The organism is Synechococcus sp. CBW1006 (assembly GCF_015840525.1).
In the GTDB taxonomy this organism is placed as follows: domain Bacteria; phylum Cyanobacteriota; class Cyanobacteriia; order PCC-6307; family Cyanobiaceae; genus CBW1002.
In genome coordinates this window covers 1,234,623-1,246,389 of the sequence record NZ_CP060396.1, presented here as the reverse complement: position 1 = coordinate 1,246,389, position 11,767 = coordinate 1,234,623, and the positions used below count along the sequence as shown (strand labels likewise).

General features: G+C 66.2%; 13 protein-coding genes. 5 read left to right on the top strand and 8 right to left on the bottom strand.

Annotation, left to right across the window (positions count from 1 at the left end; genetic code table 11):
• Nucleotides 1-11: 11 nt before the first annotated feature.
• Nucleotides 12-860: an aminotransferase class IV gene (locus H8F26_RS05960; RefSeq protein ID WP_197158237.1), complete on the top strand. Its 849-nt coding sequence runs from the start codon at nt 12-14 to the stop codon at nt 858-860.
• Between the two features lie 26 nt (nt 861-886).
• On the opposite strand, the gene urtE is transcribed toward H8F26_RS05960, so the two are convergent.
• The 8 genes from urtE to H8F26_RS05920 all read right to left on the bottom strand — a co-directional run bounded on the left by urtE (nt 887) and on the right by H8F26_RS05920 (nt 8,264).
• The gene (gene urtE, locus H8F26_RS05955) at nt 887-1,642 is read right to left on the bottom strand and encodes an urea ABC transporter ATP-binding subunit UrtE (protein WP_197158235.1); all 756 of its coding nucleotides are present in this window, start codon (nt 1,640-1,642) and stop codon (nt 887-889) included.
• Between the two features lie 76 nt (nt 1,643-1,718).
• Nucleotides 1,719-2,504 (bottom strand): urea ABC transporter ATP-binding protein UrtD, encoded by a 786-nt coding sequence (urtD, locus tag H8F26_RS05950; RefSeq protein WP_197158233.1) that lies wholly within the window; start codon nt 2,502-2,504, stop codon nt 1,719-1,721.
• A complete protein-coding gene (gene urtC, locus H8F26_RS05945) occupies nt 2,501-3,694 on the bottom strand; it encodes an urea ABC transporter permease subunit UrtC (protein ID WP_197158231.1) in 1,194 nt (397 codons plus the stop codon). Before urtC ends, urtD begins: the two co-directional genes overlap by 4 nt.
• Before the next feature lie 3 nt (nt 3,695-3,697).
• Nucleotides 3,698-4,855, bottom strand: a complete 1,158-nt coding sequence (locus H8F26_RS05940; RefSeq protein ID WP_197158229.1) for an urea ABC transporter permease subunit UrtB — start codon at nt 4,853-4,855, stop codon at nt 3,698-3,700.
• Nucleotides 4,856-4,972: 117 nt separating this feature from the next.
• A complete protein-coding gene (urtA, locus tag H8F26_RS05935; protein WP_197158227.1) occupies nt 4,973-6,262 on the bottom strand; it encodes an urea ABC transporter substrate-binding protein in 1,290 nt (429 codons plus the stop codon).
• A 160-nt stretch (nt 6,263-6,422) separates the two neighbouring features.
• Nucleotides 6,423-7,031 (bottom strand): urease accessory protein UreG, encoded by a 609-nt coding sequence (gene ureG / locus H8F26_RS05930; protein ID WP_197159016.1) that lies wholly within the window; start codon nt 7,029-7,031, stop codon nt 6,423-6,425.
• Nucleotides 7,028-7,723 carry an urease accessory protein UreF gene (locus tag H8F26_RS05925; protein WP_231605491.1) on the bottom strand — a complete coding sequence of 232 codons (696 nt, stop codon included), beginning with the start codon at nt 7,721-7,723 and terminating at the stop codon, nt 7,028-7,030. The genes ureG and H8F26_RS05925 overlap by 4 nt, the downstream gene beginning before the upstream one ends.
• Nucleotides 7,683-8,264, bottom strand: a complete 582-nt coding sequence (locus H8F26_RS05920; protein WP_197158225.1) for an urease accessory protein UreE — start codon at nt 8,262-8,264, stop codon at nt 7,683-7,685. Before H8F26_RS05920 ends, H8F26_RS05925 begins: the two co-directional genes overlap by 41 nt.
• 68 nt (nt 8,265-8,332) lie before the next feature.
• On the opposite strand from H8F26_RS05920, the gene H8F26_RS05915 reads away from it, so the two are divergent.
• The 4 genes from H8F26_RS05915 (at nt 8,333) to ureC (ending at nt 11,727) form a co-directional block, all read left to right on the top strand.
• Nucleotides 8,333-9,208: an urease accessory protein UreD gene (locus H8F26_RS05915; RefSeq protein WP_231605490.1), complete on the top strand. Its 876-nt coding sequence runs from the start codon at nt 8,333-8,335 to the stop codon at nt 9,206-9,208.
• A gap of 73 nt (nt 9,209-9,281) precedes the next feature.
• Nucleotides 9,282-9,584, top strand: a complete 303-nt coding sequence (locus H8F26_RS05910; protein ID WP_197158223.1) for an urease subunit gamma — start codon at nt 9,282-9,284, stop codon at nt 9,582-9,584.
• Nucleotides 9,585-9,613: 29 nt separating this feature from the next.
• Nucleotides 9,614-9,931 (top strand): urease subunit beta, encoded by a 318-nt coding sequence (locus H8F26_RS05905; protein ID WP_197158221.1) that lies wholly within the window; start codon nt 9,614-9,616, stop codon nt 9,929-9,931.
• Between the two features lie 68 nt (nt 9,932-9,999).
• Entirely contained in the window at nt 10,000-11,727 is a 1,728-nt protein-coding gene (gene ureC / locus H8F26_RS05900; protein WP_197158219.1) for an urease subunit alpha, read from the top strand.
• Nucleotides 11,728-11,767: the final 40 nt, after the last annotated feature.

The following is an 11,767-nucleotide window of genomic DNA, read 5'->3' as shown; positions in this document are numbered from 1 at the left end:
GAGTTCTTGGCATGAGCCCATCACCGCCACAGCAGCAGAGCCCCATCGCCTGGATCGATGGCCGCTGGGGGCGACCGGCGGAGCTCAGCGTGCCGCTGACAGACCGCGGCCTGCAGCTGGCCGATGGCCTGTTCGAAACTGTGCTGGTGGAAGCAGGGCGGCCGCAGCGTCTGGATGAACACCTGCAGCGCTGGCGCCAGGGCGCCGCCTTGCTTGCCATGGCCGAACCGCCGGATCAGGCCTGGCTCACCCCGCTGATTGAAGAGGCCATTGCCCGTGCAGGCCTGGCCCACTCAGGCAGCGGAGCCCTGCGGCTCGCCTGGACCCGCGGAGACAACCACAGCCGGGGCATCGAGCTGCCCGCCGATAGCAGCACCGCCAGCCCTCGCTTCTGGCTGCAGCTCACAGCGATCACGCCGGCTTTCGCCCCCTGCACAGCGATCGTGAGTCGCCACGAGCGGCGCAATGCCGACAGCCGCCTCAGCCGATGCAAAACCCTGGCCTACGCCCAGGCCATCCAAGCCCGGCATGAAGCCCGCCAGGCCGGCGTTGATGAGGCGCTGCTGCTCAGCACCGATGGGAGCCTGTGCTGCGGCAGCACCGCCAACCTGCTGGTGCACCGTCAAGGCCGCTGGCTGACGCCGGCCGTGGCCAGCGGCTGCCTGGCCGGGGTGATGCGCGGCCGTGCCCTAGAGCTAGGCCTGGCGGCGGAGGCCAGGCTGGAGGCCGATCCCCAACCGGAAGACCGCTGGCTGCTGATCAACAGCCTGGGCTGCAGGCCACTGAAGGCCCTCAACGGCGATGCCCAGCCGCATCTGAGCGCCAGCGAAGCGGAAGCGTTCTGGCGGCGCCTGCTCTGAAGCGCCGCTTGGGCCCGCAAGGCCGCTCAGACGCTGAGGAAGCGGTCGATCACCTCCTTGCTGAGGTCGGTGGTGGGGCCGCTCGCGACCACGCCCCCCTTCTGCATGGCGTAATACCAGTCGGCCTGGCGCACGAAGTGGAGGTGCTGCTCCACCAGCAGCACGCTGATGCCGGTGGTTTCGATGATCCGCCGCACGGCCCGCTCGATGTCGAGCACCACCGAAGGCTGGATGCCCTCGGTGGGCTCATCCAGCAGCAGCAGCTTGGGCTTGCCCAGCAGGGCGCGGGCGATCGCCAGCTGCTGCTGCTGGCCGCCGGAGAGGTCGCCGCCGCGGCGGGCGAGGAATTTCTCCAGCACGGGGAAGAGTTCGAACACCAGCGGATCGATGTGGCGATGGCGCCCCAGGCCGCCGGGACGGGCCTCGAGCCCCAGCAGCAGGTTCTCCCGCACCGTGAGCTGGGGGATGATCTCCCGCCCCTGGGGCACGTAGCCGATGCCGGCCCGGGCCCGTTGGTGGGGCGGCAGACGCGAGACCTCCCGATCCTCCAGCTCCACCGAGCCAGAACGCTGCCGCAACAGGCCCACCACGGTCTTGAGAAGAGTGGTCTTGCCGACACCATTGCGGCCGATCAGGCAGACCATCTGACCCGATCTGACGCTGAGATCAACATTGCGCAGGATGTGACTCTCGCCGTAGTACACATTCAGGCCCTGCACTTCCAGCAGGGGGCCGGAGGCGGTGGCCGAGGCGGCCGGCTGGGTGAGGGGGCTGGTGGTCATCAGGGGTAGGCGGAACGGCGTGACTGAACGGCGTGATCAAACAGCCGAAGAGGAATGAAGGAAGGGGAACTGGCGTTCAGGCGGCTTCGGTGTCGCTACCGAGGTACACCTCGATCACACGGGGATCGCTCTGCACCTCATCCATCGATCCCTCACAGAGCACATGACCTTCATGCAGCACCGTGACGGGGGCCTGCAGATCGCGGATGAACTCCATGTCATGCTCGATCACCAGCACGGTGTGGGCACCGGCCAGCTGGCGCAGGAGTGCGGCGGTGAGCTCGGTTTCCTCATCGGTGAGGCCGGCCACCGGCTCATCCACCAGCAAGACCTGGGGATCCTGGGCCACAAGCATGGCGATCTCGAGCCACTGCTTCTGACCGTGGGACAAGCCCCCGGCCTTCTGATGGGCGTAGGGATGCAGGCCCACCACCTCGAGCAGCTCCTGCACCCGATCACGGGCGGTGGCGTCGAGCCGCCCGAATAACAGATCAAAAGGTGAGGCGCGGCGGCTGACCGCGAGCTCGAGATTGCGACGGGGCGTGAGGTTCTGATACACCCGTGGCGTCTGGAACTTGCGGCCGATGCCGAGCCGGGCGATGCGATGTTCCGGCAGCCCGACCAGCGAACGGCCACGGAAGAACACATCCCCCTTGGTGGGACGCACCTTGCCGGTGATCACATCGAGAAAGGTGGTCTTTCCGGCACCGTTGGGGCCGATCACGGCCCGCAGATCACCAGGAGCCAGTGACAGATTGAGATCATTGAGGGCCCAGAAGCCGTCAAAACTGACGCTCACCTGGCGCAGTTCCAGCAGAGGCGTGGCTGAATCCAAAACAGGAGCGGAAGCGGCGGAACTCATGGGGAACCTCCGGGGGTTGGATCGGATTGGACAGCCTCGGCTTCAGCCTGAACAGCAGGATCGAAATCGATCTCGGGATAGGTGGGGGCCAGGGGGGCAATTCCCAGCATGGCCAGGATCCTGGCTGGGCCTCCCTGGGTCCACCAGCCCACCAGGCCATCCGGCAGGGCGGTGACCACCAGCAGGAACAGGCCCCCCTGGATGAACAGCCAGGTTTCCGGCAGCTGCTCGCTGATCAGGCTCTTGGCGTAGTTGATCAGCACCGCCCCGAGCACGGCGCCGATCAGGGTGCCGCGGCCGCCCACCGCCACCCAGATCACCATCTCGATCGAGAAGGGCACCGCCATGTACTGAGGGCTGATGATTCCAGACTGCACCGTGTACAAAGCACCGCTGACTCCGGCCATCGCACCGGCGATGGCGAACACCAGGGTTTTATAGGCCGTGGGGTTGTAGCCGGTGAAGCGCAAGCGCGGTTCATCGTCGCGGATGGCGATCAGGGCGTCACCGAAACGGCCGCGGGTGAGCCAGCGGCAGAGGAACCAACTGAGAACAACCAGCAGCAACGTGACCCAGAACAGATTGCGCTGCATCGCATCACTGCCCACCAGGGCCCCGAAGATGCGCGCGGTATCGGTTTTGAGTCCATTGGTGCCATTGATCAACTTCTGTTGACCGTTGAAGAAGTTGAAGAAAACCAGCAGGGCCGCCTGGGTGAGGATCGAGAAGTAGACCCCCTTGATCCGGTTGCGGAACACCAGAAAACCGAGCACTCCCGCCACCAGGGCCGGCAGGATCCAGAGGCAGAAAAAGGTGAAGACGGCTGAATTGAAGGGCTGCCAGAACGCCGGCAACTCCTTGACGCCGTAGAGCCCGAAGAATTCGGGCAGCTGGCCGGGCTGCAGCGATGTGAGCTGCAGATGCATACCCAGGGCATAACCGCCCAGAGCAAAGAAGATGCCCTGCCCAAGGCTGAGCATACCGGTGAAGCCCCAGATCAGATCGATGCCGAGGGCAACGATGCCCAGGGAGAGGAAGCGGCCTAAAAGGTTGAGCCGGAAGGGCGGAAGCACCGAAGGCAGAATCAGGGCCGCCGCAATCAGAAGGATCCAGGGCAGCCAGCGGCGCACGAAACCTGAGGGGCTGCCGCCGCCGGCAGATGACAAGGCTGAGGTGGAAGGACTTGCCATGGTTCAGGCCTCCACCAGGCGGCCCTTCGGTGGGAAGAGACCCGCCGGACGGAACTGGAGGAACACCACCACGAGGGCAAACACCATCACCTTGGCCATGGAGGTGGTGGCGAAGAAGGTGACCACCTCATTGAGACCTGCCGGCATCGCAGGCCAGACCAGCAGGAGGGAACCGGAGCCAATCACATAACTGAGCACGCCGATCCCCAGGGCCGCCACAACGGTGCCGAGCAACTTGCCCACACCACCAAGCACCACCACCATGAAACAGTCGACGATGTAATTACCGCCCAGGTTGGGACCCACCGAACCCAGCAGCGTGACAGCCACCCCGGCGACCCCAGCCAGACCGGATCCCACCAGAAAGGTGAGGGCATCCACCTTTTCGGTTGGAATGCCGAGGCAATCACTCATCGGCCGGTTCTGGGTCACGGCGCGGATCCGCAGACCCCAGACACTCTTCTGAAGAAACCAGGTGACACCGATCAGGGCCACGGCCGTGAGGGCCAGGATGAACAAGCGGGCGGTGGGCATGGTGACACCGCCGAAATCAAGGGAATCACGCAGCCAAAGTGGTGCCGTCACGTCGAGGTTGCGGGCGCTGAACCAGGGCTGATCCAGCTGGCGCACTTCCCCCAGCGCTGAGGCCAGCGCGATGCCAACGCCGCCGGCAATCAGCCAGCTGCCGGTTCCGAGCAGGGGAGTCCAGCGCTGCTTCCACCACACGGCCGGGGTGATCCGGGGAGCCAGCAGACCCAGGGCCACGGTCAGCAGCAGGCCCAGGAAGAAGGCGCTGGAGACCGAACGGACAAATTGCTGCAGGATCAGGCTCACCCCCCAGGTGGCCAGCAGGGTCTCGAGGGGCCGGCCGTAGAGGCGGCGGATCACCGTCTTCTCGAGCAACAGGCCCGCCAGACCACTCACCAGAAACGCCACGGGAATGGCGATCAGGATGTAGATCGGGAACAGCGCTTCGAGGGGACCATTCTTGCAAAGGTTCTGCACCACGAAGGTGCTGTAAGCGCCAAGCATCATCAACTCGCCATGGGCCATGTTGATGACGCCCATCAGACCGAAGACCACCGCCAGCCCGAGGGCGGCGAGCACCAGCACCGAGCCGATTGCCAGGCCGTTGAAGAGAGTGTCGTAGAGAAGTGTCATCGCCGGGTACAAAAAGAGGGGGAGCGCACTCCCCCTCGTGAAAGCAGCAACCGCGACGGAGTCCGGTGGCCGAATCCCGAACGAGGGATCCAGGCTTGCCGCCCGGATCCAGCTCGATCACATCTTGAACTTGCCGGGGTTCTCCACGTCGGTACGGGTCCAGTCGCAGGTGTAGCCCTTGGTTTCCGGCACGAACTGGTTCCAGGCCACGGGCTTGACGAAGCCCTTGTCCTCGAGGATCTTGAACATGCCGTCTTTCTGGACTTCACCGATCAGCACGCGCTTCTCGGTGTGGTGGTTGGGCTGCACCGTCACCGTTCCCTGAGGAGCATCAAAGCTGACGCCGATCAAGGCCTTACGGACTTCCTTGTTATCGACCGTGCCGGCCTTCTCGGCAGCCTTGGCCCAGAGGTAGACCATCATGTAAGCGGATTCAGCCGGGTCATTGGTGACCCGGTTGTCGCCGTACTTGGCCTTGAAGGCCTCGGTGAACTTCTTGGATCCAGGGGTATCGAGGCTCTGGAAGAAGTTCCAGGCGGCGTAGGTGCCCTCCAGATACTCAGGACCGATCGCTGCGACCTCCTCCTCGGCGATCGAGAAGCTCATGATCGAGTAGCCGTTGGCGGGGGTGATGCCTGCAGCCTTCATCTGCTTGAAGAAGGCCACGTTGCTGTCGCCGTTCAGGGTGTTGACGATCACACCGCCATTGGGCAGAGCCTGCTTGATCTTGGCGATGATCGGAGCCACCTCGGTGTTGCCCAGGGGCAGATAGTCTTCGCCCACCACATTGCCGCCCAGGGTCTTGAGCTGCTCCTTCATGATGGTGTTGGCCGTGCGCGGATAGACGTAATCCGAGCCCACCAGGAAGAAATCCTTGCCTTTGTTCTTCAGCAGCCACTCCACCGCAGGCTCGGCCTGCTGGTTGGGAGCTGCGCCGCTGTAGAAGATATTCGCGGAGCACTCCTGCCCTTCGTACTGAATCGGGTAGAAGAGGAAGTGGTCCTTGGCTTCGAAGACCGGCAACATCGCCTTGCGACTGGCGGAGGTCCAACCTCCGAACACCACGGCCACCTGATCCTGATCGATCAATTTCTTCGCCTTCTCGGCAAAGGTGGGCCAATCGGAGGCGCCATCTTCTTCGATCGGGACGATCTTGAGCCTCTTATCCCCAATCTTGACGCCGCCTTCCTTATTGATTTCGTCGATCGCCATCAACTCGGCTTCGGCCACCGTGTTCTCGGAAATGGCCATGGTGCCGGAACGGGAATGGAGGATCCCGACCTTCACTTCGCCATCAAAGTCGCCGGAGGCGGACTCACCGCCGCCGCCACCGCCGCAGGCTGCCAGGCTGAAGGCAGTGGCCAATGCGGTGGCGCCACCAATCAGACGCAGGGACGATTTCTGCATCGCGAATGGCTTCATAGAGAGCTCTCCGGAAAAATGCGCTTGTTGTTGTCCGCCTCGCAGCGGTTGTCGGACGGTAAGTAGGTGGGCATTCCAAACTTTGTAGCCGCCGCTACTGTTTGTTCAACCGCCCATCAAGCGCGCATCCACAGCCGGACGCAGCTCAAGCCAGGCCGGGCAACTGCTGCAGCAGAAATCCTTCGACCCGATCCACGCCCTCACCGCTGTGGAGGTTGGTGAAACACCAGGGCCTCTCCCCACGCATGCGCAACGTGTCGCGCTCCATCACCGCCAGACTGGCCCCCACATGGGGAGCCAGATCAATCTTGTTGATCACCAGCAGATCGGAGCGAGTGATGCCGGGTCCGCCCTTGCGCGGAATCTTGTCTCCAGCGGCCACATCGATCACATAGATGCACAGATCCACCAGTTCCGGGCTGAAACTGGCGGCCAGATTGTCGCCGCCGCTCTCCACCAGCACCAGATCGAGATCAGGAAAGCGCTGCTCCAGCTCCTGAACCGCCGCCCGGTTGATCGAACAGTCTTCCCGGATGGCGGTGTGGGGACAACCTCCCGTTTCGACACCCCGGATCCGTTCCGGCGGCAAGGCCCCCGCCTGGGTGAGGAACTGGGCATCCTCCTGGGTATAGATGTCGTTGGTCACCACCGCCAGTTCCAGCCGTTGGCGCAGGCGGCGGCAAAGCACCTCCACCAGCGCCGTCTTGCCCGATCCCACCGGGCCTGCCACTCCAACCCGCAGCTTGCTCATCAGCTCCGGAACAGCCTCGAGTAGAGCTCAGCATGGCGCAACTGGGCCAGAGCAGCGCCCACCCCGCCACTCCAGAGAGTCTGGGGGTCCGTTGCGGCCAGGCTGGCGGCCTCAGAGGCAATCAGGGGTGCCAGGGCCAGTTGCAGCCGCTGGGCATCGGTGGAGCCCAAAGGCACCAGCCGCACCGCGGCACTGAGCTGGTTGGCGACCCAGCCGTAGAGATAGGCCTCCGTGAGCTCCGCAGCTCCGATTTCCAGCACCCGACCGGCCTGGGCGAAGGCGGCGGGCCAGGCGAGATCCTCAGCGGGCACCACGAATTCAAGCGCCCGCAGCAGCTGCAGCAGCGACTGACCCATCTGGCGCTGCTGGGCCCGCATCTCGCGGGCTTCCCGCATCGCCAGCAGCCAGCCATCCAGCCGGAGCAGCGCAGCGGAGTCCTCCATCTGCATCAGGCTGGACAGAGCTGCCGCCTCCAGGCGCACCGTGCCGAAGCGCAGCTCGGCCTCCAGCCAGGTCCGCACGGCGGCGGCATCGGCCAGATTGCCCTGCTGTACCAGAACCTCCAGGCCTTCCGAGTAGCTGAAAGCGCCCACCGGCAAGGCCGGGCTGACCAACTGGTACAGCCGCAGGCGGGCCAGGGCAGCGGCGGCGGGATCAGCCGTCATGGCTGTGAGCAGCGGCATGGCTGTGGCCATGATCGTGGCTGTGCCCATGAGCATGGCCATGTCCATCAGCGTGGCTATGTGCATCAGCGTTGCTGTGTGCATCGGCGTGGCCGTAGGCCCCGCTCTCCGGCAGGAACGGCGCCACGATCGCCTGCAGCCACAGACCTCGGTGCTCCAGAAGATGGGCCAGCACCGGATCCTGCAGAAGCCGCAGTTCGCCGGGCTGGATCTCCAGTGCCACATGGCGGTTGCCGAGGTGATAAGCCGCCTGCAGCAGCGCCAGGGGGTCAGCAGCCCTCACCTGCAACAGCGGTTCCGGCGCCGCCTCCACCCGCACCAGCAGCTCGTCCCCCGAGGCGGGGGCCAGCAGCTCGCCGGGCTGCAGAGCCTCGCCGCGGGGGAGGTGCAACAGCAGGGGCCTGCCGCAGACACTGTGGCGCCGGCCCCGCAGGCACTGGCGCTCCTCAGCACTGAGGGCCAGCCGCAAGGCCGCGGGGTTGCCGCCGAAGAAGCGGCGGGTCAGCACCGGCGGTTGAGGCTCTGGCGACAGGGAGGCTGCGGCGGGGATCATGGCGGTGACTCGCTGGGCTGAGTATCTCCACCCCACCCGCCAGCGCAACGTGGCACGGCCAGGCCCGATTGCGCTTCAGCCTGGCCGCGGCAGACCCGGAACGTGGCTCGCTCCACCAGGGCTGGGCAACGGCACCGCTGAAGCTGCAGCGGGCCTTCCGCCAGAGCGATGGCCGCTGCGAACTGCCGCTGCTGCACACCGCCGGCGGCCTGGTGGGCGGCGACCGCCTCACGATCGAGGCCGACCTGGACGCCGGCAGCCGCGCCCTGCTCACCAGCGTGGCCGCCCAGAAGGTCTACGGCTCGGTGGGACGCTCCCGCCGCGCCCCCGCCGGCAGCTGGGCCCGGCAAGAGCTGCGCTTCGTGCTGGCCGCGGGGGCGGATCTGGAGTGGCTGCCCCAGGAACTGGTGCTCTACGGCGGTGGGCTGTTTGAGCAGGATCTGCGGGTGGAGCTGAGCGAAGGGGCCTCCTTCCTGGCGATGGAGGTGGTGCGCCTCGGCCTCACCGCCGCCGGCGAAGACCTGGGGCCAGGCCGCTGGCGTTCGGCGCTGGAGATCCGACGCCAGACACCGATCGGCCCCCGCTGGGAGCTGGTCGATCGCCTGGAGCTGGGTGGGGCCGCCCTCGACAGCGCCCATGGCATGGCCGGCCAGCCGGTGTTCGGCTCGCTGGTGTGGGCGTCACCTGCCCCCCTGGCTCCTGAGCAGCGCGACGGACTGCTGGAGGCCTGCCGCCAGGACCGGAGCGGCCTGGAGGGCGACATGGCCTGTGGCGCCCTGGATCAGGGCCTGGTGGCCCGCTACCGCGGCCCCTCCAGCCAGGCGGCCCGCTTCTGGTTCACCCGGATCTGGCAGCGCATCCGCCTCAGCCAGGGTCTGCCGCCGCCGGAACTGCCGCGGGTGTGGCCCTTCCAGGAGCAGCCATTGCTGTCCTGCGGGTCGTGAGGCGCCATTCGGTTCCAGCTGAACCGGTCGAGTCCACGGATCGCTGCCAGAGTGGAGCCGCCGTGCCGCCGCCATGCATCTCACCCCCCAGGAGAAAGACAAGCTCCTGATCGTGACCGCTGCGCTGCTGGCGGAGCGTCGCCTCAACCGAGGCCTGAAGCTGAACTATCCCGAGGCCGTGGCCTGGCTCAGTTTTCAGGTGCTCGAAGGAGCCCGGGACGGCCTCAGCGTGGCGGATCTGATGGCCACAGGCAGCACCTGGCTGAACCGCGAGCAGGTGATGGAAGGCGTGCCTGAACTGATCGACGAGGTGCAGATCGAGGCCGTGTTTCCTGATGGCACCAAGCTGGTCACCCTGCATGACCCGATCCGCTGATCCTGATCCCCCCTCCAACACTGCTCACCATGGCCCCCCTGATTCCCGGCGAACTGCTGAGCGAACCCGGCACGCTTGAACTCAACGCCGGGCGGCCGGTCACCACCCTGCTGGTGGCCAACAGCGGCGACCGGCCGATCCAGGTGGGGTCTCACTTCCATTTCCACGAGGCCAACAGTGCCCTCAGGTTCGACCGCGACGCCGCCCGGGGCCTGCGGCTCGACATCCCGGCCGGCACCGCCATCCGCTTCGAGCCGGGCGACAGCCGCGAGGTGCAGCTGGTGCCGTTCACCGGAGAGCGCCAGGTGTTCGGCTTCAACGGCCTGGTGAACGGTCCATTGGACTGATCCTCCGTTTCCAACTCCACCAGTCCTCCGCCTCCCGGCCCTGGCCGGTCTCCCCCCAAGCTCCGGCCATGCCCTACCGCATCGATCGCCGCTCCTACGCCCAGACCTACGGCCCCACCACCGGCGACCGCCTGCGGCTGGCGGATACCGAGCTGATCCTGGAGGTGGAGCGCGACTTCACCACCTATGGCGATGAGGTGAAGTTCGGCGGCGGCAAGGTCATCCGCGACGGCATGGGCCAGGCCCAGACCACCCGCGCCGCCGGGGCTGTGGACACGGTGATCACCAATGCCCTCATCCTCGACTGGTGGGGGATCGTCAAGGCCGACATCGGCCTGCGCGATGGCCGGATCGTGGCGATCGGCAAGGCGGGCAACCCCGACATCAGCGATGGCGTCGACATCGTGATCGGCCCGGGCACGGAAGCGATCGCCGGCGAGGGGCACATCCTGACCGCGGGCGCGATCGACACCCACATCCACTTCATCTGCCCGCAGCAGATCGAGACAGCCCTTGCCAGCGGGGTGACGACCCTGCTGGGCGGCGGCACCGGCCCGGCCACCGGCTCCAATGCCACCACCTGCACCCCCGGCGCCTTTCACCTGGCCCGCATGTTGCAGGCCGCCGAAGGCCTGCCGGTGAACCTGGGCTTCTTCGGCAAGGGCAACGCCAGCACGCCGGAAGCCCTGGAGGAGCAGGTCCGGGCCGGCGCCTGCGCCCTGAAGCTGCATGAAGACTGGGGCACCACCCCGGCCGCGATCGACTGCTGCCTCTCGGTGGCGGATCGGATGGATGTGCAGGTCTGCATCCACACCGACACCCTCAACGAAGCCGGCTTCGTGGAAGACACGATTCGCGCCATCGGCGGCCGCACCATCCACACCTTCCACACCGAGGGGGCCGGCGGCGGCCACGCGCCGGACATCATCCGCATCTGCGGCGAAGCCAACGTGCTGCCCAGCTCCACCAATCCAACCCGCCCCTACACGCGCAACACCCTGGAGGAGCACCTCGACATGCTGATGGTGTGCCACCACCTTGATCCGCGCATCCCGGAAGACGTGGCCTTCGCCGAGTCGCGCATCCGCCGCGAGACGATCGCCGCCGAAGACATCCTCCACGATCTCGGCGCCTTCAGCATCATCGCCAGCGACTCCCAGGCCATGGGGCGGGTGGGGGAGGTGATCATCCGCACCTTCCAGACCGCCCACAAGATGAAAGTCCAGCGCGGCTCCCTGCCGGACGATGCGGCGGGCCCCGGCGGCGGCCGCAACGACAACTGCCGACTGAAGCGCTATATCGCCAAGGTGACGATCAACCCGGCCATCGCCCACGGCCTCGACAGCCAGATCGGTTCGGTGGAGGTGGGCAAGCTGGCCGATCTGGTGCTGTGGAAACCGGGCTTCTTCGGCGTCAAGCCGGAACTGGTGATCAAGGGCGGCTCGATCGTCTGGGCCCAGATGGGCGATGCCAACGCCTCCATCCCCACCCCGGGCCCGGTGCACGGCAGGCCGATGTTCGCCGCCTACGGCAGGGCCCTGGCCCCCAGCTGCCTCACCTTCGTGAGCCAGGCCGCCCTGGACGACGACCTGCCGCGGCGCCTGGGGCTGAGCCGGCCCTGCGTTCCCGTGGTGAACACCCGCGGCGGCATCGACAAGGGGGCAATGCGCAACAACACGGCCCTACCCAAAATGGAGGTCGACCCCCAGACCTACGAGGTCTACGCCGACGGCGAGCTGCTCACCTGCGAGCCCGCCGAGGTGCTGCCGATGGCGCAGCGCTACTTCTTACTGTGATGTTTGCCGGGTAAGGAGCCTGCACAAGCTGGTCAACCTG